Source organism: Streptomyces spiramenti (assembly GCF_012034385.1).
In the GTDB taxonomy this organism is placed as follows: domain Bacteria; phylum Actinomycetota; class Actinomycetes; order Streptomycetales; family Streptomycetaceae; genus Streptomyces; species Streptomyces spiramenti.
The window spans coordinates 1-25020 of the sequence record NZ_JAAVJB010000002.1 but is presented as its reverse complement, the minus strand read 5'-3'; the positions used below and the strand labels follow the sequence as shown (position 1 = coordinate 25020).

General features: G+C 73.4%; 26 protein-coding genes and 1 tRNA gene. 13 read left to right on the top strand and 14 right to left on the bottom strand.

Annotated features, from left to right (window positions below):
- Nucleotides 1-62: 62 nt before the first annotated feature.
- The 7 genes from HCJ92_RS00385 to HCJ92_RS00355 all read left to right on the top strand — a co-directional run bounded on the left by HCJ92_RS00385 (nucleotide 63) and on the right by HCJ92_RS00355 (nucleotide 5047).
- The gene (locus tag HCJ92_RS00385) at nucleotides 63-593 is read left to right on the top strand and encodes a diguanylate cyclase domain-containing protein (RefSeq protein ID WP_167931311.1); all 531 of its coding nucleotides are present in this window, start codon (nucleotides 63-65) and stop codon (nucleotides 591-593) included.
- A 97-nt stretch (nucleotides 594-690) separates the two neighbouring features.
- The gene (locus HCJ92_RS00380; protein ID WP_167931310.1) at nucleotides 691-867 is read left to right on the top strand and encodes a hypothetical protein; all 177 of its coding nucleotides are present in this window, start codon (nucleotides 691-693) and stop codon (nucleotides 865-867) included.
- Nucleotides 864-1046, top strand: coding sequence for a hypothetical protein (locus HCJ92_RS00375; protein ID WP_167931309.1), 183 nt, complete (start codon nucleotides 864-866; stop codon nucleotides 1044-1046). Before HCJ92_RS00380 ends, HCJ92_RS00375 begins: the two co-directional genes overlap by 4 nt.
- Complete coding sequence (locus HCJ92_RS00370; RefSeq protein ID WP_167931308.1) at nucleotides 1043-2119, top strand: DNA cytosine methyltransferase; 1077 nt, start codon at nucleotides 1043-1045, stop codon at nucleotides 2117-2119. Before HCJ92_RS00375 ends, HCJ92_RS00370 begins: the two co-directional genes overlap by 4 nt.
- Nucleotides 2119-3504, top strand: coding sequence for a replication initiator protein RepSA (gene repSA, locus HCJ92_RS00365; protein WP_167931307.1), 1386 nt, complete (start codon nucleotides 2119-2121; stop codon nucleotides 3502-3504). The genes HCJ92_RS00370 and repSA overlap by 1 nt, the downstream gene beginning before the upstream one ends.
- Entirely contained in the window at nucleotides 3501-3788 is a 288-nt protein-coding gene (locus HCJ92_RS00360) for a helix-turn-helix transcriptional regulator (RefSeq protein WP_338053933.1), read from the top strand. The genes repSA and HCJ92_RS00360 overlap by 4 nt, the downstream gene beginning before the upstream one ends.
- Nucleotides 3788-5047, top strand: coding sequence for a tyrosine-type recombinase/integrase (locus HCJ92_RS00355; protein ID WP_167931306.1), 1260 nt, complete (start codon nucleotides 3788-3790; stop codon nucleotides 5045-5047). The genes HCJ92_RS00360 and HCJ92_RS00355 overlap by 1 nt, the downstream gene beginning before the upstream one ends.
- 70 nt (nucleotides 5048-5117) lie before the next feature.
- Here HCJ92_RS00355 and HCJ92_RS00350 read toward each other — a convergent pair.
- The 3 genes from HCJ92_RS00350 to HCJ92_RS00340 all read right to left on the bottom strand — a co-directional run bounded on the left by HCJ92_RS00350 (nucleotide 5118) and on the right by HCJ92_RS00340 (nucleotide 6923).
- Nucleotides 5118-5191: transfer RNA gene (locus HCJ92_RS00350), tRNA-Pro, on the bottom strand.
- A 174-nt stretch (nucleotides 5192-5365) separates the two neighbouring features.
- Entirely contained in the window at nucleotides 5366-5770 is a 405-nt protein-coding gene (locus HCJ92_RS00345) for a PPOX class F420-dependent oxidoreductase (RefSeq protein WP_167931305.1), read from the bottom strand.
- 91 nt (nucleotides 5771-5861) lie between these two features.
- On the bottom strand, nucleotides 5862-6923 hold the full coding sequence (locus HCJ92_RS00340) for an ATP-dependent DNA ligase (protein WP_167931304.1): 1062 nt from the start codon (nucleotides 6921-6923) through the stop codon (nucleotides 5862-5864).
- Nucleotides 6924-7092: 169 nt separating this feature from the next.
- Between HCJ92_RS00340 and ligD the strand changes: the two genes are divergently transcribed.
- Nucleotides 7093-8109 (top strand): non-homologous end-joining DNA ligase, encoded by a 1017-nt coding sequence (ligD, locus tag HCJ92_RS00335; protein ID WP_167931303.1) that lies wholly within the window; start codon nucleotides 7093-7095, stop codon nucleotides 8107-8109.
- A gap of 88 nt (nucleotides 8110-8197) precedes the next feature.
- Here ligD and HCJ92_RS00330 read toward each other — a convergent pair whose 3' ends face one another.
- The 5 genes from HCJ92_RS00330 to HCJ92_RS00310 form a co-directional block, all read right to left on the bottom strand.
- On the bottom strand, nucleotides 8198-9325 hold the full coding sequence (locus HCJ92_RS00330; RefSeq protein ID WP_167931360.1) for an FAD-dependent oxidoreductase: 1128 nt from the start codon (nucleotides 9323-9325) through the stop codon (nucleotides 8198-8200).
- A 134-nt stretch (nucleotides 9326-9459) separates the two neighbouring features.
- A complete protein-coding gene (locus HCJ92_RS25725) occupies nucleotides 9460-9768 on the bottom strand; it encodes an FAD-dependent oxidoreductase (protein ID WP_420824652.1) in 309 nt (102 codons plus the stop codon).
- A 127-nt stretch (nucleotides 9769-9895) separates the two neighbouring features.
- Nucleotides 9896-11353, bottom strand: a complete 1458-nt coding sequence (locus HCJ92_RS00320) for an HTTM domain-containing protein (RefSeq protein WP_167931302.1) — start codon at nucleotides 11351-11353, stop codon at nucleotides 9896-9898.
- Nucleotides 11350-12171 carry a DUF5819 family protein gene (locus tag HCJ92_RS00315; protein WP_167931301.1) on the bottom strand — a complete coding sequence of 274 codons (822 nt, stop codon included), beginning with the start codon at nucleotides 12169-12171 and terminating at the stop codon, nucleotides 11350-11352. Before HCJ92_RS00315 ends, HCJ92_RS00320 begins: the two co-directional genes overlap by 4 nt.
- Before the next feature lie 221 nt (nucleotides 12172-12392).
- Nucleotides 12393-13202: a (2Fe-2S)-binding protein gene (locus HCJ92_RS00310; protein ID WP_167931300.1), complete on the bottom strand. Its 810-nt coding sequence runs from the start codon at nucleotides 13200-13202 to the stop codon at nucleotides 12393-12395.
- A 249-nt stretch (nucleotides 13203-13451) separates the two neighbouring features.
- Between HCJ92_RS00310 and HCJ92_RS00305 the strand changes: the two genes are divergently transcribed.
- On the top strand, nucleotides 13452-14378 hold the full coding sequence (locus HCJ92_RS00305; protein WP_167931299.1) for a 3-hydroxyacyl-CoA dehydrogenase family protein: 927 nt from the start codon (nucleotides 13452-13454) through the stop codon (nucleotides 14376-14378).
- Nucleotides 14379-14417: 39 nt separating this feature from the next.
- Here HCJ92_RS00305 and HCJ92_RS00300 read toward each other — a convergent pair whose 3' ends face one another.
- Nucleotides 14418-15587: an MBL fold metallo-hydrolase gene (locus HCJ92_RS00300; RefSeq protein ID WP_167931358.1), complete on the bottom strand. Its 1170-nt coding sequence runs from the start codon at nucleotides 15585-15587 to the stop codon at nucleotides 14418-14420.
- A gap of 436 nt (nucleotides 15588-16023) precedes the next feature.
- On the opposite strand from HCJ92_RS00300, the gene HCJ92_RS00295 reads away from it, so the two are divergent.
- The 4 genes from HCJ92_RS00295 (at nucleotide 16024) to metG (ending at nucleotide 22725) form a co-directional block, all read left to right on the top strand.
- Nucleotides 16024-17439, top strand: coding sequence for a transglycosylase family protein (locus HCJ92_RS00295; protein WP_167931298.1), 1416 nt, complete (start codon nucleotides 16024-16026; stop codon nucleotides 17437-17439).
- Nucleotides 17440-17724: 285 nt separating this feature from the next.
- The gene (locus HCJ92_RS00290) at nucleotides 17725-18537 is read left to right on the top strand and encodes an SAM-dependent methyltransferase (protein WP_167931297.1); all 813 of its coding nucleotides are present in this window, start codon (nucleotides 17725-17727) and stop codon (nucleotides 18535-18537) included.
- A complete protein-coding gene (locus HCJ92_RS00285) occupies nucleotides 18534-20693 on the top strand; it encodes a putative bifunctional diguanylate cyclase/phosphodiesterase (protein ID WP_338053932.1) in 2160 nt (719 codons plus the stop codon). Before HCJ92_RS00290 ends, HCJ92_RS00285 begins: the two co-directional genes overlap by 4 nt.
- Before the next feature lie 313 nt (nucleotides 20694-21006).
- The gene (gene metG, locus HCJ92_RS00280) at nucleotides 21007-22725 is read left to right on the top strand and encodes a methionine--tRNA ligase (protein ID WP_167931296.1); all 1719 of its coding nucleotides are present in this window, start codon (nucleotides 21007-21009) and stop codon (nucleotides 22723-22725) included.
- On the opposite strand, the gene HCJ92_RS00275 is transcribed toward metG, so the two are convergent.
- The 5 genes from HCJ92_RS00275 to HCJ92_RS00255 form a co-directional block, all read right to left on the bottom strand.
- A complete protein-coding gene (locus HCJ92_RS00275) occupies nucleotides 22694-23338 on the bottom strand; it encodes a GAF domain-containing protein (RefSeq protein ID WP_167931295.1) in 645 nt (214 codons plus the stop codon). The two genes, metG and HCJ92_RS00275, sit on opposite strands and share 32 nt — an antisense overlap.
- Nucleotides 23292-23921, bottom strand: a complete 630-nt coding sequence (locus tag HCJ92_RS00270; protein ID WP_167931294.1) for a GTP-binding protein — start codon at nucleotides 23919-23921, stop codon at nucleotides 23292-23294. The genes HCJ92_RS00275 and HCJ92_RS00270 overlap by 47 nt, the downstream gene beginning before the upstream one ends.
- Nucleotides 23899-24279 (bottom strand): DUF742 domain-containing protein, encoded by a 381-nt coding sequence (locus HCJ92_RS00265; protein WP_167931293.1) that lies wholly within the window; start codon nucleotides 24277-24279, stop codon nucleotides 23899-23901. The genes HCJ92_RS00270 and HCJ92_RS00265 overlap by 23 nt, the downstream gene beginning before the upstream one ends.
- Complete coding sequence (locus HCJ92_RS00260) at nucleotides 24276-24692, bottom strand: roadblock/LC7 domain-containing protein (RefSeq protein ID WP_167931356.1); 417 nt, start codon at nucleotides 24690-24692, stop codon at nucleotides 24276-24278. The genes HCJ92_RS00265 and HCJ92_RS00260 overlap by 4 nt, the downstream gene beginning before the upstream one ends.
- Before the next feature lie 116 nt (nucleotides 24693-24808).
- A partial coding sequence (locus HCJ92_RS00255) for a hypothetical protein (protein WP_275942223.1) occupies nucleotides 24809-25020 on the bottom strand: 212 nt, incomplete at its 5' end.

The window sequence follows — 25020 nt, the reverse complement described above, 5'->3', positions numbered from 1 at the left end:
CGCCACCCATCCGGCGCCCCGCATCCTCCCCACCTCACTCGCGCTCTGCGACAAGGAGAAACGTGTACTCCTACGCCTTCACCGCGCTCGCCTTCTCCGGCTGGCTCCTCCACAGCGGATGGCTCACCCACCGCCTGCGGACCGCCCGCCGCGACCCCCTCACCGGGCTGCACACCCGTAGCGGCTGGTCCGCCCGCGCCGAACGCCTCCTGAACCAGCCCGGCGCCGCGGTCCTCCTGGTCGACCTCGACCACTTCAAGCAGCTCAACGACACCTACGGCCACCCCGCCGGAGACGCCGCCCTGACCGCGACCGCCCAGCGGCTCGCCGCCTGGTGCCACCGCACCGGACTTGCCGGCCGAATCGGTGGCGACGAGTTCACCGCCATCACCACCGACGCAACCGCGGGCCGTCTGGACGACCTCGCGCGGCTGCTGAACCGGCCCGTCCCCCACAACGGCGCCCTCATCCCCGTGACCGCCTCCATCGGCACCAGCCACGCCGCAGAGCTGCCGGTCCCCACCCTCAGCGACGCCCTGTCCGCCGCCGACCAGGCCATGTACGCGGCCAAGGGCCACACCCGACGCCCCTGAACAGCGCAAAACCCCGGGGCGGCACCGATACCGCCAAGCATCCGCCGCCCCGGGGCTCCTCCCACACCAGACCGAAGCCCAGCGAAAGGGAAATCCCATGATGCCCCACACCACCGGCCGCGTCTGCAACGGCTGCGACGGACACGCCACCGCCCACATCACCACCGGCACCCGCGCCCCCGACGGCACCCGTACCACCCTGCCCGTCCACTGCGGCACCTGCCACGGCACCGGCACCACCGCCCCGCGAGCGGCCCAGGCGGCCACCCGATGACCCTCCTGAACTGGCGCGCGGCTAAGCACTACGACCACAGCGGCGACAAGCCCTGCGTCCTGTGCGGCGCCTCGACCCCGCTCCGCTCCGACAACGGCACCCCCGTCCACAAGGTCTGCGCCGAGAACTGGCTCAACGCCCACCCGGTGCGCCCCGGTCTCGATGGGGAGGCGGCATGACCACCTTCGATGTCCTCGACCTCTTCGCCGGCCCCGGTGGCTGGTCCCACGGTCTACGGTCCCTTGGCCTGCGTGACCTTGGCGTGGAGATCGACCGTGCAGCGCTGGCGACCCGGACCGCCGCAGGACACGCGACCGAACCCTCCGATGTCGCCGCACTCGACCCCCGGGACCTCCCCGCGACCGAAGGGTTGATCGCCTCGCCACCCTGCCAGACATTCAGCACCGCCGGCCTCCGCGCGGGCGCCGACGACATGCCCCTCTGCCACGCCGCGCTCTCCGATCTCGCCGCCGGCCGCGACACCCGGGCAGAGATGCGGGCCCGGTGCGCCGACCCCCGCTCGCTCCTGGTCGTCGAACCACTGCGCTACAGCCTCGCCCGGCGCCCCCGTTGGATCGCGTTGGAACAGGTGCCCGCCGCACTGCCGCTCTTCCAGCACACCGCACGCCGCCTGGGCTCGGTCGGCTACTCGACATGGACGGGCATCCTCAACGCCGCCGATCACGGACTACCCCAGACACGCAAACGCTGCTTCCTCATCGCCTCCCTCGACCGCTCGGCGCTGCCGCCCGAACCCACTCACCACCGCGCGGGCACCCCACCGACGCTCTTCGGCCCCGGGCGCCTCCCTTGGGTCTCCATGCGGGACGCGATCGGCTGCCCGACCGGAGACATCATCACCCGGGGCCACCACACCACCGGCGGCACCCGTTTCCCCACCGGCGGCCCCTCCTGGGCACTCACCGGCCGGGCGCGCTCCTGGACACTGCGGGTCGGGAATCAGAAGCGCGCCACGCGCCGGGTGTTGGACTCGCCGGCGCCCACCCTGCTATTCGGCCATAGCCTCAAAGATGTCTCCTGGCACGACGAACACGGCCACAAGGTTCGCCGGCTGTCCGTCGCCGAAGCGGCCCTCCTCCAGGGCTTCCCCGCCGACTACCCCTGGCACGGTTCACGCACCAAGCAGTTCGAACAGATAGGCAACGCCGTCCCGCCCCCGGTCGCCGCCGCTGTCGCGGCAGCAGCCACCGGCACGATCGTGCCGACCGCGCTGCGGAAGGTGGCGGCCTGATGCACACCGCCACCGCGGCGGGCCCCTGCCCGGTCACCCTCGCTGACGCGCTGAGGGTGACCGGGCAGCCGGACTACCGCCGCTGGGAACAGCAGGTTCACCGCACCGGAGGATGTGCCGACCCCATCCACCTGCGCGGCTTCACCCTCACCAAGGACCGGATCACCGGCGCCACCCTCCATCACTACTCCACCCGCGACGAACCCGGCGGCAGGCTCCGCATCGCCTGCGGCAACCGCCGCGCCACCCGTTGCCCCTCCTGCGCCCGCACCTACGCCGGAGACACCTTCCACCTCATCCGCGCCGGACTCACCGGCGACCCGACGAAGAACGTCCCGCTCACCGTGCGGGAACACCCCCGGGTCTTCGCCACTCTCACCGCACCCTCCTTCGGCCCCGTCCACAACCGCCCCGACACCGGCCCCTGCCGCTGCGGCACCCACCACCCCGCAGACGCCGCCACGCTCGGTACCCCGCTCAACCCCGACACCTACGACTACGCCGCCGCCGTGCTGTTCAACAACCACGCCGGGGACCTGTGGCGGCGCTTCACCAATCGCCTCCGCCGCGAGGTCGCCGCCCGTGCCGGCATCACGCAACGCGAACTCGCCGACACCGCCCGGCTCTCCTTCGGAAAGGTCGCTGAGTTCCAAAAGCGCGGCGCGATCCACTTCCACGCCGTTATCCGCCTCGACGGACCCGAGGGAGCCGACACCCCGCCCCCGCACTGGGCCAGCGTCGCCCTGCTCACCGACGCCATCCGCGCCGCCGCCCACCACACCTACACCGCCATCACCGCCCCCCGCAGCGGCCCCCACTCCGCCCGAACGCTGCGCTGGGGACAGCAGCTCGACATACGCCCCATTACTGCCCTCGGCGCCGGCACGCAGCTCACCGAACAGGCCGTCGCCGCCTACGTCGCCAAGTACGCCACCAAGGCCGCAGAAACCGCCGGAGGGCTCGACCGCCGCATCGGTGAGATCGCCGAACTCGACCGACAGGCCGTCCCCGACCACACCCGCCGCCTCATCACCGCCTGCAAAGACCTCGACCCCCACTACCCCGAACGCCGCCTCTGGGACTGGGCCCACATGCTCGGCTTCCGCGGCCACTTCTCCACCAAATCCCGCGCCTACTCCACCACCCTCGGCGCCCTCCGCCAGACACGTGCCGACTACCGCGCCGCCCAAGAACGCGCCTCCCTCGGCCTCGACCCCGACACCGGACCCGACCCCACCACCCTCACCCTCGCCGACTGGACCTACGCCGGACACGGCCACTCCCCCGGCGAATCCTGGCTCGCCGCCACCATCGCCGACGCCATCCGCACCAACCGCGAAACCGCCTACGAAGCACTCCACGACGCCCAAGGGGACCCATCGTGACTCAGCTTGTGACGCTCCATCACCTCGCGCACCTGCTCCGCGCTGGAGCCCCGGCATCGCCCGGACCTCGTCCCGTCGACCTGTTGCACGACGGTTGGTACACGACCGACGAGGTAGCCGCACTGCTCGGGGTCGACGCCTCCACCCTTCGTCGCTGGCGCACCTCCCAGCCTGTGCAGGGTCCGCCCTTCGTTCGTTTGACCTCGCGAGTCACGATGTACAGCGTTCCTGACGTTCAGCGGTGGCTTGAGTCCCGCCGTGTGGACCCGGCGGAGGCGGCCTGATGGCGAAGGCACAGCTTCCACCTCTCGGGGTCAAAGTCTCCGGCGACATCGAGCACCGGCCGGGCGGCCCCAACCCGCATCGGGCACGCGTTCGCTGGTTCGACCCTCGGTCGGGTCGCCGCCTGTCCCGCTCCGAGATGCTGCCGACGCCAGAGGCCGCTGAGGACTGGATCAAGCGCATGCGTCGGCTCGCCGCCCGGGGTGTCACGCCCGACACGGCGACGATGACGTTGGCCGAGTACGGGGCTGAGGACTCCGAAGTCTGGCCCCTGGCCATGCGCGGGTTGGAGGCGAAGACCCTCGACCCGTACCGGGCTGGCTGGCGTCTGCGTGTGGTGCCCACGCTTGGGCACATCGCGGTTGCCGGCGTGACGAACGGCATCGTTGACCGTGCCGTGCACTCCTGGATTGCCGACGGTCACAGCCGCTCGACGGTGAAGAACAGCCTTGCTGTACTCGTCCGGGTGATGGAACAGGCAGTCCGGGACGGGCTCATCGACGTGAACCCCGCACGGGTCGTCGGCTGGCAGCAGCAGTACAAGCAGGCTGAGGACGAGTTGGACGACCCGCGCTCGCTGGCTCTACGCAACTGGGCGGACCTACAGCGCCTCTCCTCCGCCCTGGTGGCGCGCTCGGCTGGCGAGTACATCGGATGGGGCGACGCCGTGGAGTTCAGTGCCTGCACCGCGGCCCGCATCGGTGAGGTCTCCGGCGTCCGGGTCCGCGACATCGATACCGACTCCTGGCTGTGGACCGTTTGCCGGCAGACCACGCCCGGCCCCGGCGGCCTGATCGACAAGGGGACCAAGGGCAAGCGCCGCCGGGTCGCTCCGATCATCCCGGAGATTCGCCCGATACTGTCGCGCCGGATCACCGCTGTCGGTCGCCGACCGGATGCTCGGATCTTCACCGGACCACGCGGAGGCCGTATCACCACGGCCGTGCTCCGGGATGCCACCCACTGGGACGCTGTCGTGCTGAGCCTTGGCTACGAGTTCCTGCGGCGTCACGATCTTCGGCACACCGGTCTTACCTGGATGGCTGATGCCGGCGTCCCGCTGCACGTTCTGCGCAAGATCGCGGGGCACGGTTCACTCACCACGACACAGCGCTACCTCCACCCCGACCTGCGGGCGGTCGAACGGGCGGGCCAGTCGCTGAGCGGCTTCCTGGGAGCCTCCCCCGGCGCCGCGGACCCGTCTGGTCCCACAGTGGTCCCACGACAGGCGGCCAGCGGCCACCTGCGGAGCGTTCCCTGACCCGTCGCAGAAACGACCAAAGGCCTGTTGAGCTGGATCTTCTCCAGTCCAACAGGCCTTTCGGCTGCTGTCGGGACGACAGGATTTGAACCTGCGACCCCTTGACCCCCAGTCAAGTGCGCTACCAAGCTGCGCCACGTCCCGTGCTCGTCCCGCCGGTCTCCCGGCGCTCCGTGCACAAAGAACAATACCCCACTTCAGTGGTGGCCCGTGCACGCCCCTCGTGGGCATGTTCGGGTGCCCGTCCGCAGCTCCGGACCGGCTCCGGACCGGCTCCGGACCGGCATCGGACCGGCTCCGGAGTGGGTGGGGGCGCTGTCAGTCGGCGACGGTGATGCGGATACCGACCGTGCCTCGCACGCCGTACCGGAGGCGGCTGCCGAGCAGGACGAGCGGGCCCGCGAGCGGGTAGCGGCGGGCGATCAGCCGTCGGTACCGGCGGTTGCCGTCGTCGTCGAGCAGCTCCGCATACCCGCGCACCTCGTCGCCCGTGGGGCGTCCGCGGACGTCGCACGGGGTGAGCAGGACGTCGCCGCGGTTGCGGATGCGTTTGACCTTGCCGGAGCCGGCGTTGGTCCACACCCCGAGCGCGTCGCCGTCGCGGACCTTCCAGACCGGGGTGGGCACGGTCCTGCCGTCGCGGCGGTACGTGGTGACCAGCACGTACTTGCCGGTGTCGAGTCGTTCCAGTTCGCTGCTGCGTGCATCCGCGCCGTCGCTCATGCCGTAACCCTACGGTTCGGCGGTCATGACGGGGAGAGCCCGGCACGGCCGCGCAGCGACGGGCGCCGGGCGCGGCGGCGCGACCCCGGCTTCAGCCGAGGACAGCCCCCAGGTCCGGACCGACGGGGCGGTCGAGCTGGGCGTAGGTGCAGCTTTCCGGGGTGCGGTCGTCACGCCAGCGCCGGAACTGGGCGGTGTGCCGGAAACGGTCGCCCTGGAGGTGGTCGTACGCCACTTCGCAGACCCGCTCGGGCCGGAGCGGCAGCCAGCTGGGGTCCTTCTGGCCGCTCCACCGGTTGGGCGTCCCCGGCATGCGGTCCTCGGTGTGGGCGTCGGCGTTCCGCCAGTCGGCCCAGGGGTGGCCGGTGGGGTCGTCGTCCATGAGCAGGGGGCGCAGCTCGTCCATCAGTTCCGCGCGGCGTCGCATCGGGAAGGCACCGCAGGCCCCGACCTGCTGGAGCCTGCCCCGGCCGTCGTGGAGTCCGAGCAGCAGGGACCCCACCACGGGGCCGCTCTTGTGCAGCCGCAGCCCCGCCACCACGCAGTCGGCGGTCCGCTCGTGCTTGATCTTCACCATGGTCCGCTCCCCCGGCCGGTACGGGGCGTCGGGGCGCTTGGCGACGACGCCGTCGAGACCGGCGCCCTCGAACTCCTCGAACCACCGCTGCGCCAGTCGGTGGTCGTCGGTCGCGGGCGCCAGGTGGACGGGCGGGGCTGTCTGCCGAAGGGCTTCCGTGAGGAGGGCCCGGCGCTCGCGGAAGGGTTCCGCCAGGAGGGACCTCCCGTCGAGGGCGAGCAGGTCGAACACGATGTAGGCGGCGGGGATCTCGGCGGCCAACCGTCGCACTCTCGACTCGGCCGGATGGATGCGTTCCTGCAGGGCGTCGAAGTCGAGGTGGCCGTCGCGTGCGACGACGATCTCGCCGTCCGCGACGCAGCGCCGGGGGAGGTTGTCGCGCAGGGCGGGGAGCAGTTCGGGGAAGTAGCGGGCGAGGGACTTGCCGGTCCGGCTGCCGATCTCCACCTCGTCACCGTCGCGGAAGACGAGTGCCCGGTATCCGTCCCACTTGGCCTCGTAGCTCATGCCGAGGGGGATGCGGTCGGCGGCGCGAGCGAGCATGGGAAGCACGGGGGGCATCACCGGTAGGTCCATACCGGCTGATTGTGCGCGTGCGGCGGCGGGCTCGCGCGTCGGCCGCCGCCCTGCGGCAGGCCGGCCCGGGGGTGGCCAGGTCACGGGTGGGAAACCGGCGGGCACGGGCGGCCCGGGCTGCGGGGTCGCCGGGAGGCGGCAGCGGGGGCGCGCGTCTACCGTTTAGGCCATGGCGCGCTACGGAGATCCCCTGGAGCTGACGGTCGGGGGCCGTGCGGTCCGGGTCACCAGCCCGGACAAGCCGTTCTTCCCGGAGCGCGGGTGGACCAAGCGGGACGTGGTCGAGTACTACCTCGCGGTCGGCGACGGCGTGGCTCGCGCGCTGCGGGAGCGCCCGACCACGTTGGAGCGCTTCCCCGACGGGGTCGACGGCGAGTCCTTCTACCAGAAGCGGGCGCCGCGGAACCTGCCGGAGTGGATTCCCACCGGGGAGGTCACGTTCCCCAGCGGGCGGACGGCCGAGGAGTTCTGCCCGCAGGACGCGGCGGCGGTGCTGTGGGCGGCGAACCTCGGCACGTTGACGTTCCACCCCTGGCCGGTGCGCCGGGACGCACCGGACCACCCCGACGAGATGCGGATCGACCTCGACCCGCAGCCCGGGACGGCGTTCGCCGACGCGGCCCGGGTGGCGCTGACCCTGCGTGAGGTGCTGGCGGAGTTCGGGTTGGAGGGATGGCCGAAGACCTCCGGCGGGCGGGGGTTGCACGTCTTCGTTCCGATCGTCGCCGACTGGTCGTTCGTGGAGGTGCGGCGGTCGGTGATCACGGTCGGTCGGGAGCTGGAGCGGCGCGAGCCGGACCGGGTGACGACGTCGTGGTGGAAGGAGGAACGCGGGGAGCGGATCTTCGTGGACTTCAACCAGATGGCGCGGGACCGGACGATGGCCGGTGCCTACTCGGTGCGGCCCGGCCCGCACGCCCAGGTCTCGGCTCCCCTGCGGTGGGACGAGGTTTCGCGGGTCGAGCCGGGAGACTTCGACATCATGACGATGCGGAAGCGGTTCGCCTCGGTCGGCGACGTGCACGCGGTGATGGCGGAGGACCCGGGGCGCCTGGAGCAGGTGCTGGAGCAGGCGGAGCGGGATGCGCGGGACCACGGTCTCGGTGACCTCCCCTACCCGCCCGAGCACCCGAAGATGGCCGGGGAGCCGAAGCGCGTGCAGCCGAGCCGGGCCAAGCACGAGTGAGGTCGGCTCCTCGTCCGGGACCGCCCCGGACGACCGGACGGGATGACCGTGCGGAGGCGCGCGCGCCCGGTGCGCGGGCCGGGTCGGCTCAGGCCGCCACCGGCCGTCGCGTCGGGGCTGTCGTCCGTCCCGGAGCGCGACCGCCGAGCAGCGCATCGATCTCCCGCGCTGCGGTCCGCCCCGCGCGGTTGGCGCCGATGGTCGAGGCGGAGGGCCCGTAGCCGACCAGGTGGACCCGGGCGTCACGGACGGCCCGGGTGCCGTCGATGCTGATGCCGCCTCCCGGCTCGCGGAGACCGAGCGGCGCGAGGTGGCGCACGACGGGGCGGAAGCCGGTGGCCCACAGCAGCACGTCTGCCGGGACGAACCGCCCGTCCGCCCAGGTGACGCCGTCCGGGGTGATCCGGTCGAACATCGGGAGCCGGTCCAGCGTGCCGTCCTGCCGACCACGGCGTACCGCCTCGTTCATCGGCAGGCCGGTGACCGAGACGACGCTGCGGGGTGGCAGCCCGGCGCGGACCCGGCGGTCGACGAGGGCGACCGCCCGGCGCCCCTCCTCGGGGTCGAAGTCGGTGCTGCGGAAGACCGGCGGCCGGCGGGTCACCCACGTGGTGGCGCGGGCGCGGGCGGCGATCTCCAGCAGGTGCTGCACGGCGGAGGTGCCGCCGCCGACGACCACGACGCGCGCGTCGGCCATCGCTTCCGGTCCGCGGTAGTCGGCGGTGTGGAGCTGCCTCCCCCGGAACGCCGCTCTACCGGCCGCGTTCGGCCAGAAGGGGCTCTCCCAGGTCCCGGTGGCGTTGACGAGCGCCCGGGTGCGCCACGTCCCGTGGTCGCTCTGCACCAGGAGTCGGCCCGCGCCGTCGTCACGCACGCCGTGGACGCGGACGGGCCGCCGGACCCGCAGGTCGAAGCGGTCCTCGTAGTCGGAGAAGTACTCGCCGAGGACGGCCGAGGAGGGCCGCTGCGGGTCGGCACCGGTCAGCTCCATCCCGGGGAGGGCGTGTATGCCGTGGACCTGGCCGTAGGTGAGCGTCGGCCAGCGGTGCTGCCAGGCACCTCCGGGGGCGGGGGAACCGTCCAGGACGACGAGCTCGGACCCCGGTGCGTAGCCTCGGCGGGCGAGATGGTGGGCGGTGGACAGCCCGGCCTGCCCGGCGCCGACCACCACGACCTCGCTGTCGATGACCTGGGCCGTGCCGGTGTCGGTGTCCATGTCGTCGGCAACGCCCGGCACGGCGGTTGTCTTCCCGCGCCGCGGCCGGTGGCCGTTGGGTCAGGGTCAGCGGTCAGCGGTCAGCGGTAGGCGACCTGCGCACTCGTGGCCGGAGGCACCGGGGAGCGGGAGAGCTACTCCCGGCGGTCTCCCGTTCCCGGGGCGTCCTGCCGCCGCGGTTCGGGAACGGACCGGGGCGGAGCGGCTCCGGTGCGCTCGGCGGGCGGCTCCTCGGCTGACGATCCGGGCGAGTGCTGCCAGGCACCTCCGGGGGCGGGGGAACCGTCCAGGACGACGAGCTCGGACCCCGGTGCGTAGCCTCGGCGGGCGAGATGGTGGGCGGTGGACAGCCCGGCCTGCCCGGCGCCGACCACCACGACCTCGCTGTCGATGACCTGGGCCGTGCCGGTGTCGGTGTCCATGTCGTCGGCAACGCCCGGCACGGCGGTTGTCTTCCCGCGCCGCGGCCGGTGGCCGTTGGGTCAGGGTCAGCGGTCAGCGGTCAGCGGTCAGCGGTCAGCGGTAGGCGACCTGCGCACTCGTGGCCGGAGGCACCGGGGAGCGGGAGAGCTACTCCCGGCGGTCTCCCGTTCCCGGGGCGTCCTGCCGCCGCGGTTCGGGAACGGACCGGGGCGGAGCGGCTCCGGTGCGCTCGGCGGGCGGCTCCTCGGCTGACGATCCGGGCGTCGACGCGGAACGGCCGGGGGCGGGTGCGCCCGGGAGACGGGGCTGTGCACCGCGCCGCGGCGGCCACCAGCACTCGCGCCCGGACCGGGCCAGTCGCTCGACGTGCAGCAGCCACAGTGTGGGGAGGAAGACGAGGTCGACCGCGATCATCGCCAACGAGAAGAACGGCAGGCCCATGAGGACGGCGATGCCGAGGTGTTCCGCGACGATGACGCAGAGCAGCACGTTCTTGACCTGCCGGTTGAGCAGGCAGAACGGAAAGGCGACCTGCACCGCGACGGTGAGGTAGGTCAGCAGCAGCACGATGCCGCTGTTGGCGGTGACGAGGTCGGTGAGCGCGGGCCACGGCTGGAGGAACCCGATGTGCAGGGACCAGTAGACGGCGGTGCCGTCCTGCCAGGCGCTGCCCTGGATCTTGTACCAGCCGGCGGCAGCGTACACGAGGCACACCTGAGCCATCAGGAGCAGCACACCGGCGTTGTGCAGCAGGTTGCTCAGCCGCTCCACCAGTTCGCCGGTGGCGGGGGAGCCGGCCGACCGCAGCCGGGCAGCGACACCGTGCGCCGCCCAGACGCCGCCCAGCAGCGCGGTCCAGACGGGCGTGAGGTTGCCGGTGAGGGCCGCGACGGTCAGCAGGCCGCCGAGCACGATCCAGACGGCGGCGGCGGTGCGGTCGTCCGTCGCTGTGTGCGGGGCTGACCGGTGCCGTCGCGCCCGGCGTGCGTCCAACGACCAGACGTGCGCGCAGCGGGTCAGCACGAGGTAGACGGCGGCGATCCGGAGGATGTTCTCGCCCGCGTTGAGCACGAAGTCGTTGCGGTGCTGGAACGACATGACGGAGAGGGCGAGGAGCACGGTTGCCGCCCGGGCGCGCCAGCCGACGACGACGCAGGCGGCGACGCCGATGGCGGCGAGGTAACAGAGCTCGAACCACCAGAGGCCGTCGACCCAGGTCAGGAACGTGAAACCGCCGCTGTCGGCGACCGCGCGGCGCGCCGCGTCCTGCGCCCAGGGCGCGTCCGGGCCCCAGATGTGGTGGCGGTTGGGCCACTCGCGCAGCAGGATCGCGAGCCAGATCATCCCGACCGCGATGCGGACGACGGCGGACTGTCGGGTCGCGTACGGGAGGCGGGTGGCGCGGTCGGTCCAGCCGCCGCTGAAGCCGTCGTCGGGCGGGTCGGGCGGCGGAGCGGCGGCGGTCGTGACGGGCCCGGACGGGACGGCGGGGCCGGTGGCCCCCGCCGCTTCGGGGGGCTCGGCGGCCCCGGCGGCGGCGATGCCCCCGTCTTTCGGGGTGCCGTCCCGTTCAGCGCTGCCGGAGGCCCGTTCGTGATCGGTCATCGGCCCGCCTCCGGCTGCGGGGCGGAACCGCGGTTCTCTCCGGCGTCCGACGTCCGGCCCACGGGGAGCGGCCACGAGTCGTGCTCCGAGACGACGGGTTCACCCCCGGGTTGTACCGAGGCCCATGGCGGGGGCGGAATGGGGGTGGTGACGGTGCGGAACTGGATCGACTCGACCTCGCCGTCGGGCAGCGCGATGCGGTCCAGCGCGATCCGGGCCGTGGCGGCCCGCAGGTCGTCGGCGCGATGACCGGTCACCCGGCCGTCCTCGGCTCCCAGCGCCCTGATGTCGTTCCAGAGTTTGCGGAGCTGGTGCCGGCCCCGGCTGGGCAGTGGGCCGGAGCTGAGCTCGGCCAGGTCGGGCGCGGAGACGTCGGTCCAGGGCGTGGTGGTCACCTCCCCCGTGGCGTCGCGCACGGTCGCTCGCGCGTGCAGGGTGACGTCGGTGGTGGGCAGTTCCGGCGCGAAGAGGTTCCACGCCTGCCGGAACTCGGGGTTGAGGTAGCCGCGGATCGCGGGCCCGTGCTCCTGGCGCAGCACGTTCTCCGGTGCGACGTGCAGGAAAGTGGCCCCCATGTGCAGGGCCACGGCGAGCGCCGCCGCGCCGGTGGCGGAGACGAGCACCGCCCGGTGGAGCCGAGGCAGCGCGGTGGGGGCCGGTGCCGCCGCCCCGTCCGGGTCGGCGACCGGTCGGGGCTCGCGGGCTCCGCCGCCGCCCGAAGTCTCCTGCGGCGGGGGGACCCGACCCGGCTGCGGGGTCCCCCCTGCCGCGTGGTCGGCGGGGCGTTGACCGCGCCCCTGTTCCGGAGGTGTCCGCATGGCCCGCCCCTCCTACCGCGCCGCCACGCGTCACTCGCGTGCGGTGCGCGGTGTCCCTCCCCGGATGTGGTGGCCGCGAGCGGGGCCGGAGCCGGGCGCGCGGACCGCTGTGACACTAGCGCAGCCGGTGCGGACCGCCGCCGGTCGCGTCGCGGGAACGGGCTGTTCTGCGCCACCGAACGAGCGCGCCGCGGGCCCGGGTCCGCTCCCCCGACGCCGCGTCACGCCCGGCCGGTGCGGGGCGGACTGTCGAGGACGCAGTCGCCGCAGAGCCCGCCGCCGGGGACCCGGTAGTACAGGCAGCAGCTGCGGCGCCGGAGAACGCCGGCGGTCTCCGTCCACTCCGGGCGGACCTGCGGGTGGTGCAGCAACGTCGCGGTGAGTTCGGCGACCCGCTCCGCCACCTCCGGGGCGGCGGAGCGCCGCGCCCAGCCGATCAGTTGTCGGCCTGCTCCGGCCAGGGCGGACGCCGAGTTGCCGCGCAGCAGCGCCGGGGCGACCGGGGTGCGGGCGCGTAGCGTCCGCGCCAGTGGAGCCAGATGGGTGGTGTGCACGGCCCGGTGGACGGCGTCGGCGGCGGATGGCTGCGGCACCCGCGCACCGGCCGGGGGCGGGTTCCCGGTCGGGGGCCGGATCCGCTCGCGACCTTCGGGGGCGGCTAGTTGCTCGGTCGTCCAGAGGTCGTCGGGCGTGCTCCCCTCGGGGAGCCAGTACAGGCGATCAGGGGACAGTCGGGGGACGGTGCCGAGGACGGCTGTGGCTGCGAGGGCGACGGACCACAGGCGCGAGGCGAGGCCCTGGTGGGCGAGGGAGGCGGCGACGCGGCGTTCGTCGGTGCCGAGTCGGGACGCGACGTGGCCGAGGCGGCGTTCCCACGGGTCGGGGTCCCCGGCGTACAGGGCTGCGAGGGGGACGGCGGCGGCCGGGGGGCGTGTGGTGCGGAGGGCGAAGAACGTTCCGACGTCGGCGAGCCGGTCCCAGGTCGCGAGGGCGGGATCGGCTGCGGCGGGGGTTCGGTCCTCGGCGGCCATGCCCGCACCCTACCGACCCGCGCGCCGTCCCTGGACCGTCCGCCGGAACTCCCCCGCCCGGGACCCGACCGAACATTCGGTTCAGCCGCTACGCTGGGGCCACCGCGGATCCCGCCGGTGTGCGTGCCCGTGTTCGGCAGCCCGGCGGGGTCGGCGCCGGGTACCCGCCGCAGGATCGGCCCCGCAGTCCGGGGCCGACGGCCGACGGCGTGGGCCCGGAGCACGGACCGCCGATCGGACGGAGCAGAGATGACGCAGGGACCACCCCCCGCAGACACCACCACCGGCATCACCGGGGAGGGCAGCGGGACACCGCCCGCCCCGCCCCGCGTGGCCGCGGTCATCGGGGGCGGACGCATGGGCGCGGGCATCGCGCAGTCCTTCGCGACCGCCGGTTCCCGGGTCGTCCTGGTGGAGAGCGACGGCGGCCGGGCCGCCGCGGCGCTGGCGTCGCTCGGCGAGAGCCTGCGCCGGGCACACGACCGCGGCCATCTCGACGAGGACCCCGAAGCCGTGGCCGGACGGCTGTCGGCGACCACCGCGGTCGCCGAACTCCCCGCCGAGACGGAGCTGGTGGTCGAAGCGGTCCCGGAGGACGCCGCGCTCAAGGCCCGGCTGCTCGCGGCGGCGGAGGCGGCGGTGGGCCCCGGGGCGGTGCTCGCCTCCAACACCAGCTCGCTGTCGTTGACGGAGCTGGCGACGGCGCTGCGGCGGCCCGACCGCTTCCTGGGCATGCACTTCTTCAACCCGGTGCCCGCATCGGCGCTGGTGGAGCTGGTCACCACGGACGCCACGGCGACGGACGTGGTGGACGCGGCGCTGGCCTGGACCGCCGCCCTGGGCAAGGCGGACGTGGTCGTCCGGGACTCTCCGGGGTTCGCGTCCAGCCGCCTCGGGGTGGCGCTGGGGCTGGAGGCGATCCGCATGGTCGAGGAAGGGGTGGCGGACGCCGATGCCATCGACCGGGCGATGACGCTCGGCTACCGCCACCCGATGGGGCCGCTGCGCCTCACGGACCTGGTGGGCCTCGACGTACGCCTCGCGATCGCCGACCACCTCCATGCCACCCTCGGCCCGCGGTTCGCCCCACCGCGGCTGCTCCGCGAGAAGGTGGCCCGCGGCGAGCTGGGCCGCAAGAGCGGTCAGGGCTTCTACGGCTGGACCGGCGGGGAGTGACCACCGGCGGCCCCGGCCCGCCGGCCGTCCCCACGGGGTTCAGCCGGAGGCCGCGCTCCCGGTGGTCTCCCCCGGCGCGAGCCGGCCGGCCGGGGTCGCGGAGCCGTCACCGCCCGCGTGGTCGCCGCCGACCGGTCGCGCACCGCGCTCCGCGGGACGGCGCGCCACGGCGTGGGGCCGCCACCACGCCTCGGTCGGCAGCTGCCCGCCGGGCTCGAACGACCCGCCGGGCACGGGCACGGCACAGCGGACCGCCGTCGCCCGTGCGGCGGCGACGGTACGCTCCACCGGTTCGTCCCAGGAGTGGAGCGCCAGGTTGAAGGTGCCCCAGTGGATGGGGAGGAGCACTCCGCCGTCGAGGTCGCGGTGGGCCCGCAGCCCTTCCTCCGGCGTCATGTGGACGTCGGGCCAGTAGTCGCTGTAGGCGCCGATCTGCATCATGGTGGCGTCGAACGGGCCGTGCTCGGCACCGATGCGCGCGAAGCCGGGGAAGTAGCCGGTGTCACCGCTGTGGAAGACGCGGTGTTCCGGGCCCGCCACCACCCAGGACGCCCACAGGGTCAGCGCCCGGCGGCGCAGCCCGCGGCCGCAGAAGTGCTGGCCCGGTGTGGCGGTGAGGGTCAGCTCGCCGACGGCGGTGGACTCGTTCCAGTCCAGCTCGGTGATCCGCGCCGACGGGACGCCCCAGTGCTCCAGGTGCGCCCCGACGCCCAGCGGCACGGCGAACCGCGCGCCGCTCGCGGCCAGGGCCCGCACGGTGGGCATGTCGAGGTGGTCGTAGTGGTCGTGGGAGATGACCACGACGTCGACGGCGCCGAGGTCGGCGAGGTCCACCGGTACGGCGTGGACACGCGCCGGCCCGGCGAAGGAGAAGGGCGAGCAGCGGCGTCCCCAGACGGGGTCGAACAGCACGCGGTGGCCGTCGATCTCGACGAGGACGGTGGCGTGGCCCAGCCAGGTGAGTCGCAGCCCGGTGGCGGGCGGCTCCGAGGGGAGAGCGCGGTGCAGCGGCAGCTCCCCTGCGGGGCGCCGGCGCCGGCGGTCCTCACGGCGCAGCATGGCCCGCAGGAGTGAGGGGGTGCCGTCGCCGCTCGGCACGGTGGAGACGGTGCGCTCGTTGTGGAAGCCCCCCTCGCGATAGTGCGGCGAGTTCCGCAGCCGTTCCAGACGCTCCCCGCCGGGTTCGGCCCCGAAGGACGCCGGGCGCATCGCCAGGGCGGCGGACCGCAGCCGGGCGAGCGGGGTGGTCCTGGTGGCGGTGGTCACGGTGCCTCCCGGGGCAGGACGGCGAGCAGGGTCAAGTATGACGCTGCGGCCGGTGGCGGGCCACCGCTGCCGGCGGCCCTGGTATGGAGTGCGGGCCCGGCCCGGTGCCGGTTCCCGTTGTCGCCTACCCGCCGCGGCGCGGTCCCCACCGCCTCGTTCCGGCCGTACCGGGAGGCGAGGTGGACACCTCGGCCGGACGGCGGGAGGTGGTTCGGTCGACGCTGCCAGGGAGCTTTCGGCCGTAGGCGGCGGGCGCGGCGCCGGCTCCTGGCCGGATACCGCCCGGCACCCCGGGCATTATTCCGGACTTACGGACAACTCGCTTCATCGGGCCATATGCTGAGGGCGCCACAGGGACGCCCCATGCCCGGAGGACTCGATGACTGCACGCGGACGCCATCGCCGCTACCGCCCCGGCCCCGTCTCCCGGGCCTCCCTGACGGTGACGGCCGGCGGCGCCGGCCTCGCCCTCCCGCTCCTCAGCGCGGCGACGGCCGGAGCGGCGTCCTCGGCGACCTGGGACAAGGTCGCCGAGTGCGAGTCGGACGAGAACTGGGCGATCAACAGCGGCAACGGCCACTTCGGCGGCCTCCAGTTCCGGCAGAGCACCTGGGAGCAGTTCGGCGGGACGGCCTACGCCGCCCGTGCCGACCTGGCCACCCGCGAGGAGCAGATAGCGGTCGCGGAGAAGGTCCTCGACGGCCAGGGCCCGCAGGCCTGGCCCACGTGTTCGGAGCGCGCCGGGCTCACCGCCGGCACCGCCGCCGGCCCGGCGCCGGGTACGGAGCGGGCGGCGCCCCCTCAGCAGGTGGCGACGACCGCGCCCGTCGCGGAGCGCGGCAGCGGCAGCGGCAGCGGCAGCGCCGACGGCGCGGCGACCGCGCTGCACGAGGTAGAGGCCGGTGACAACCTCTCCGAGATCGCCGACACCCACCGGGTGCCGGGCGGCTGGCAGTCGCTCTACGAGCTGAACCGTGCGGTCATCGGGAAGGACCCGCACCTGATCCACCCCGGTCAGCGGCTCACCGTCAAGGACGCCTCGGGCCCGGTCCGTTCGAAGGACGTGGCCGAGCCTGTTCCCACCGAGCGACAGCGCAGCTCGGGGTCGGTGACAGCGAGCGGCTCGGGTGCCACTGCCGATCGGGGCGAGGAGCGGGCGGCTGCGGAGAGCGCGGCTGCGGAGGAGCGGGCCGCCGCGGCGAAGGCTGCCGAGAAGGAGAAGGCCGCCGCGGCGAAGGCTGCCGAGAAGGAGAAGGCCGCCGCCGAGAAGGCGGAGCGCGAGCGCGCCGAACAGCGCGAAGCCGAGGAACGACGCAAGGCCGAGGAGAAGGCCGCGGCGGAGAAGGCCGCCACCGAGAAGGCGTCCCGCGACGCGGAACGGGCGTCGACGGCGGCGTACACCTCGCCGGTGGCCGGCGGCACGGGCACCTCCTACCGCGCGACCGGCAGTTCGTGGTCCCAGGGCTACCACACGGGGGTCGATTTCCCGGTCGGCATGGGGACCTCCGTGCGCTCGGTCACCAACGGCACCGTGGTCTCCGCCGGTTGGGCCGGCTCCTTCGGTTACGAGGTGATCGTGCGGCACAACGACGGCAGGTTCAGCCAGTACGCCCACCTCTCCGCGATCTCGGTGTCCGCCGGGCAGAAGGTCACCACCGGTCAGCAGGTGGGCCGGGTGGGGTCGACGGGCAACTCCTCCGGCCCCCATCTCCACTTCGAGATCAGGACCGGTCAGGGCTTCGGCAGCGACATCGACCCGGTCGGCTACCTGCGAAGCAACGGCGTACCGCTCTGAGCGGGGTTTCCGCACCCCCTCACGACTAGAACGGGGTCCGGGCGGCGCGCGCGGCCCGACGAGCGGTGCTGCCCGGCGCGTCACCGCGCCCGGTTTCTCCCGGAGCGCGCCCGACCTCGGTGCGGTCCGCCCGCGCGGCTCCGGGCGCGCGCGCCGTCGACGCCCGCTCGATGCCCGGAACACGGCTGTCACGCGCCTCCGGTCGGCCACTTCCTTCCCACCGCTCCCGTATGGTCAGTACGCTCTGGCAAGCGCCGCCAATTCACTGATGATCAGGAGCTGTTGATGGAGCGACCCGCGTGGGCACCCCAGGGTGTCGACCTGTCGGTGCCGAGTGTCTCCCGCATGTACGACTACTACCTCGGGGGCTCCCACAACTTCGAGGTGGACCGGGCCGCCGCCCGGCGGGCCGTCGACGCGTTCCCGGGGCTGCCGAAGATCATGCAGGCCAACCGGGCGTTCATGCGGCGGACCGTGCGCTTCGCCGTCTCGGAGGGCATCACCCAGTTCCTCGACATCGGCTCCGGGATACCCACCTTCGGCAACGTCCACGAGGTCGCGCAGGCCGCCAGCGACGAGGCCCGGGTCGTCTACGTGGACAACGACCCGGTCGCGGTCGCCCACAGCCAGGCGGTGCTGGACGGTGACGAGCGCACGGGCGTGGTCGCCGCCGACTTCCGCTCGCCGCGTGCCGTTCTCGACAGCCCGGAGGCCCGCCGGCTGCTGGACTTCGACCGGCCGGTGGCGCTGATGCTGGTGGCGCTGCTGCACTTCATCGAGGAGTCGGACAAGCCGGCGCAGATCATCGCCGAGTACCGCGAGCGGCTCGCTCCGGGCAGCATGCTGATCCTGAGCCACGCCTCCACCGATGGCGGGCCGCGCACCTCCGAGCAGGGGGACGCCGTCACGGACGTCTACCGCAAGAGCGGGTCGACCTTCGTGATGCGGGACCGCTCCGAGATCGAGGCCCTCTTCGACGGCTTCGAACTCGTGGAGCCGGGCGTCGTCCTGCTGCCGAACTGGCGCCCGGACACCCCGGTGGACAAGGAGGACCCGGCGGCGTTCACCGGGCTCGCGGGGGCAGGGCGCAAGGCGTGAACCCCCCGCAGGAGGAACCTCCGGCGGCCGGCGGGGACACCGGCCGCCACGGCGACGGACCGCAGCGGTTCGCCCGCATCTGGTGCCGCGCCGTGTACCCGGAGACCGCGACCTCCATGACGCGCGACGAGTTCGAGGCGCACCTGGTGAGCCTCACCGAACAACTGACGGACGCTCTGCACTCCCGGCACTTCTCGCCCGAGGCGGGCCGGCACGTGGGCGAGGCACTGGTGGACGCCCACTGCACGACCGCCGAGGCGCTGCCGCGCATCCTCGGGATCATCGACGCCTACCTGCCGCTGTACTGCGGCGCTGGCAGCGGACTGGACGTCGAGGAGATCCGGGTGCGCTGCGGCCGGCTCCAGCACGCCATGGCGGCCGGTTACGCCGCATCGTTGCAGCAGCGCACGCGCAGTGAGCAGGAGGCGCTGTCGCGCGCGACGCTGTCCGCCCAGGCGGCGGTGGCGCGGGCGCTGCACGAGAGCGAGACGCGGTTCCGGGCGGTGTTCGAGGACGCGGCGGTCGGGATCGGCATCGCCGACATGGACGGCCACATCATGGACACCAACCGCGCCATGAACCGGATGCTGGGGATCGCCCGCCACCAGGTGCGGGCCAGCAACATCGGGGACTGGACGCATCCGGACGACGGTCCGGAGGTGTGGCGCATGCAGGCGGAGCTGCGGCGCGGCGAGCGGGACCACTACCAGGTGGAGAAGCCGTACCAGCGGCTGGACGGTACCTCGCTGTGGACCAACCTGACCGTGTCGCTGCTGCGGGACGCCGACCAGCGCCCGCAGTACATGCTTGCCATGGTGGAGGACATCACCGAGCGACGGCTCCTCAATCTGCGGCTGCGCTACCAGGCGACGCACGACGCGCTGACGGAGCTGCCCAACCGGGCGATGTTCTTCGAGCGGCTGGAGCAGGCGGTCTCCCCCTCCTCCGGCAAGCGCCGGGTCGGGCTGTGCTACCTGGACCTGGACGGGTTCAAGGCGGTCAACGACAGCCTCGGCCACGCCGTCGGGGACCGGCTACTGATCGCCGTGGGCGAGCGGCTCAGCATGTGCACCACCGAGCCGGGCCAGCTGATCGCACGCATCGGCGGCGACGAGTTCGTCGCGCTCTACGTGGACCCGCCGTCGCGCAACGCGGTGACCGACCTCGCGCAGGCGCTGCTGGACGAGTTGGCCGCCCCGGTGGAGGTCGACGGCCGGGAGCTGATGGTGCGCGCCAGCATCGGCGTGGTCGAGGGCCCTACCGCGGACCTCAACGCCAACGAGATCCTCCGCAGCGCCGACATCACGATGTACCGGGCGAAGGCCGACGGCGGGAACCGGTACGCGTTGGCCGACCCGGACTCCGACGCACGGGCGATCAGTCGGCACCACCTCACGCACCACCTGCCGGCCGCGCTGAAGGGCTCGGAGTTCTTCATCGAGTACCAGCCGCTGATCCGGATGGAGGACGGGTCGCTGGAGGGCGCCGAGGCGCTGGTGCGGTGGAGCCACCCCCGCCACGGGGTGCTGGGGCCGGACCGGTTCATCCCGCTCGCCGAGCACACCGGGCTGATCGTTCCGCTGGGCCGGTGGGTCCTGCGGGAGGCGGTGCGGCAGGCGTGCGAGTGGCAGGTGCAGGGCATCGGCGGGTCCCGGCCGCTGCGGCTGAACGTCAACCTCTCGCCGCGGCAGCTCAACCACCCGGACCTGGTCGAAGAGACCGTCTCCGTCCTGGACGAGTTCGGGCTGCCGCCGGGCTCGCTCTGCCTGGAGATCACCGAGTCGGCGATGGTGCGTGCCGACGACCACGAGCTGAAGCCGCTGCGGCAGCTCGCCGACCTCGGCGTGGGGATCGCCCTGGACGACTTCGGAACCGGCTACTCCAACCTGGCGAGCCTGCGGCGGCTGCCGGTGAGCACGCTGAAGCTGGACCGGTCGTTCAGCGAGGGGCTGCAGCAGCACCCGGCAGACCCGGTCGACATGAAGATCGTCGAGGGCATCGTCTCGCTGGCGCACGCCCTGGAGCTGTCGGTGACGGTGGAGGGTGTGGAGACCTGCAACCAGGCCGAGCGGCTCCGGGAGCTCGGGTGCGACTCGGCCCAGGGCTGGTACTACGCGCGGCCCGGGCCGCCGGAGCGGCTGCCGGAAGCGGTCTGAGGCCCGTCCCGGGGGGGGAGAAGCGGGGCCCCGGATGCGAGGCGGGACGCCCCGCGCCCTGTGGCGCGGGTGAGGGCGCGCCGACCCTCCGGCCACCCGCGGCCCCGGCCGGTGGTGCCCCGTGGCGCCCACCCTGCGGATAACGGCGGGAGGCGCCTCTCCCGGATCGTTAGGATGAGGGCGGCGCCGCCCCGTCCCGGGAGCACGGCCGCCCCGCACCGCGCGCGCACCGGCCCGCGCGACGCGGACGCCTACCGCCCGGTCCCCGTCTGCGGACCGGCCGCCGATACTCGAACATTTGGAGCATCCGAGGATGACCCGACACCTCATCACCAGTGCCCTGCCGTACATCAACGGGATCAAGCACCTGGGGAACATGGTCGGCTCGATGCTCCCCGCGGACGTGTACGCCCGCTACCTGCGGCAGCGCGGCCACGAGACGCTCTACATCTGCGCCACCGACGAGCACGGCACCCCGGCCGAACTGGCCGCCAAGGCCGCGGGGCTCCCCGTCGACACCTTCTGCTCCGGTCAGCACGACGCCCAGAAGGCCATCTACGAGGGGTTCGGCCTGCGGTTCGACCACTTCGGTCGGTCGTCCTCCGAGCAGAACGTCGAGATCACGCAGCGCATCGCGCGGTCGCTCCACGCCAACGGCTTCATCGAGGAGCGCCCCGTCCGGCAGGTGTACTCGCCCGCCGACGGCCGGTTCCTGCCCGACCGCTACATCGAGGGGACCTGCCCGCACTGCGGCTACGACAAGGCCCGAGGGGACCAGTGCGAGAACTGCACCCGGGTGCTGGACCCGACGGACCTGGTCGAGCCGCGCTCCGCGATCAGCGGCAGCAGCGACCTGGAGGTGCGCGAGACCAAGCACCTCTTCCTGCTCCAGTCCGCGCTGGCCGGCGAAGTGGAGCGCTGGATCGACGAGGTGGGCGACAGCTGGCCCACCCTGTCGTCCTCCATCGCCCGCAAGTGGCTGACCGAGGGGCTCCAGGACCGTTCGATCACGCGTGACCTGGACTGGGGCGTCCCGGTCCCGGCCGACACCTGGCCGGAGCTGGCCGCCGAGGGCAAGGTCTTCTACGTCTGGTTCGACGCCCCGATCGAGTACATCGCCGCGACGAAGGAGTGGGCGGACCGGGCCCCGCAGGAGCGGGACTGGCAGTCCTGGTGGTACGGCGACGCAGCCGCCGACGTGCGCTACACCGAGTTCATGGCCAAGGACAACGTCCCCTTCCACACCGTGATGTTCCCGGCGACCCAGTTGGGCACCCGGGAGCCGTGGAAGAAGGTCGACCAGGTCAAGGCATTCAACTGGCTGACCTACTACGGCGGCAAGTTCTCGACCTCGCAGCGCCGCGGGGTGTTCACGGACGCCGCACTGGAGATCCTGCCGGCCGACTACTGGCGCTACTTCCTGATGGCGCAGGCCCCCGAGTCGGACGACACCAGCTTCACCTGGGAGGTGTTCGCCGGCACCGTCAACAAGGACCTGGCCGACATCCTCGGCAACTTCGTCAACCGGGTGCTCTCGTTCTCCCGCAAGCGCTTCGGGGACGAGGTCCCCGCCGGCGCGCCCGCGGGCGAGGCCGAGGCCCAGCTGGGTGAGGAGATCGCCCGCCTCCTGGCCGAGTACGAGGAGCACATGGAGGCGCTGCGGTTCCGCAAGGCGGCGCAGGCGCTGCGGTCGCTGTGGAGCGCCGGCAACTCCTACCTGGAGGAGAAGGCCCCCTGGTTGGAGATCAAGACCGACCAGGACGCCGCCGCCCTGACGCTGCGGACCGCCATGAACCTGATCCACCTGTACTCGGTGGTGTCCGAGCCGTTCGTGCCCGCCTCGGCGCGCGCCATGCGACAGGCGTTCGACCTTCCCGGCGACACCGCGTCGTGGGTCTCGCCGGAGCAGGCACGGGCGCTGGACGCCGTTCCGGCCGGCACCCCGTTCACGGTGCCCCCGGTGCTCTTCGCCAAGATCACCGAGGACGACCTCGACGGCTTCAAGGAGCGGTTCGGCGCCGGCCAGGAGTGAGGACAGGGCCCTGGGCCCAGACGCGCGGGGCGGTGATGCGGGCGGTCAGCTCCGCCGCGAACTCCTTGATCGTCTCCAGCCCACCACGGCCCCAGGGGCGCGGCCGGACGTCGGCGACGCACACCGTTCCCAGCGCCGGCCCCGCGGCCTCCAGGAGCGGGGCGCCCAGATAGGCCCGGATCCCCAGCTCCTCGACGGCAGGGTTCCCCGCGAAGCGCGGGTAGTCCAGGACGTCCTCCAGCACCAGCGCAGCACGGCGGACCACGACGTGCGGGCAGTAGCCGTGGCTGCGCGGCAGCGACCGGCCCGGGACGTCGCGTTCGCTCTCCGCCGCCCCGCGCCCGCCGGGGGGACCGCCGCCACCCGTGGGGTGGAGCCCGACGAGGAACTGCCGCCGTTCGTCGATGAAGTTGACCATCGCCAGGGGCGCCGACAGCTCGGTCGCCATCCGGCGGGCGAACGCGTCGAAGGCGTCGCACCCGGCCGAGGTGGTGGCGCCACCCGGTGCGCCCGGTCCCAGGCCGAGTTCCGCCAGCCGCCCGACCCGGTCCGCGGCCTGCGGGTCGTCAGGGGTGAGCAGCAGACGGCTCGAAGGGTCGTACCGTCTCCTCATGGTCGCTCCTTGTCTCGATCAGGTGCTTGACGAGAGTGACGAGGACCGAGGTCCCGGACGAGGAGAGCCGCGCGTCGCAGTTGATGACGGGAACCGTCGGCGAGAGGTCGAGCGCCGCCCGGATCTCCTCGGGGCTGTACCGGTGGCCCTGGTCGAACTCGTTGATGGCGACGACGAAGCCGAGGTCCCGCCGTTCGAAGAAGTCGACCGCCGGGAAGCAGTCGGCGAGTCGTCGGGTGTCGGCGACGACGACGGCACCGAGCGCGCCGGCGCAGAGCTCGTCCCACATGAACCAGAACCGCTCCTGGCCGGGTGTGCCGAACAGGTACAGCACGTGGCGCTCGTTGAGGGTGATGCGGCCGAAGTCCATGGCGACGGTGGTGGTGTGTTTGTCCTCCACCCCCTCCAGGCTGTCGGTGCCCGCGCTCACCTGGGTGAGGAGCTCCTCCGTGGAGAGCGGCTCGATCTCGCTGACCGCCCCGACCAGGGTGGTCTTGCCGGCGCCGAAGCCGCCGGCCACCAGGATCTTCAGCGGGGTGGGAAAGGGTCGCGGTGGGGCGTCAGAGCCGCGTACGGAGTCCATGCAGGACCGCCTCCAGCAGGTGTCGGTCGGGGTCGACGTCGGGGTCGGGCGGTGCGGACACGGTGACCGCGCCGCACTCGACCAGGTCGGACAGGAGCACCTTGGTCACCGTCGCGGGCAGCCGCACGTGTGCGGCGATCTCGGCGACCGGGGTCGCGTCACGGCAGAGCAGCAGAACCCGGCCGTGGTCGGGGTCGAGGTAGCCGTGGGTGCCCCGACCGGTGGCGCGTACCAGCGTGAGCAGGTCGAAGTCGGAGGTCGGCCTGGTCCTGCCCCCGCAGACGGTGTAGGGGCGGATCAGGCGACCCGCCTCGTCGTCGAGGAGGACGGGTTCGGGCGCGCGCGCCGCCGCCCTCACCGCCCTGCCGACCGGCGGTCCGGGGTGGCCAGCGACGGGCGGGCGCTCTTGACGAGCATCGCCATCTCGTAGCCGAGGACGGCGGCGTCGGCTTCACGGCCGGCCAGCACGGCGAGCACCGCGCCGTGCCCGGCGGTGGCGACGAACAGCAGCGTCGAGTCGAGTTCGACCACGACCTGCCGGACCTCGCCACTGTCGCCGAAGCGGACGCCCGCGCTCCGCGCGAGCGAGTACAGGCCCGAGGCGAGCGCGGCCAGGTGGTCGGCGGCGTCGCTGCCCAGCCCGTCCGCGGCCTTCACCAGGCCGTCGCTGGAGAGCAGTACCGCGCTGTCCGCGTGGGGGACCCGCTGCAGCAGGCCGGCCAGCAGCCAGGAGAGGTCCGCTGGCCGGCCGTCGGGGCCGTCGGTCACCATCGTCGCCACTGTCTCCTTCGTCTCCTCGTGTGGACCGGTCGTCGGTCCGGGCGGCGGGGGCCGCGGATGCGGTCCCGGCCCGGTGCCGGGGTGGGGGTGGGGGGTGGTACGTCCGCTCACGCGTCGGGCTCGGCGAGGCTGATGCCCCGGCGGAACGCGGCCATCAGCCCCGGGTCGTGCACCGCTGTCTCCCCGCCGCCGGCGGCGAACACGGGGGTCTCCGTGCGCAGTTCGGGGACGAGGTGCTGCTGTCGACTGCGTTGCGGCAGGTCGGGTCGGCCGGGAAGCTGCGGTGTGCGGGGGCTTCCCACGCGCGGCACGCCGGCGC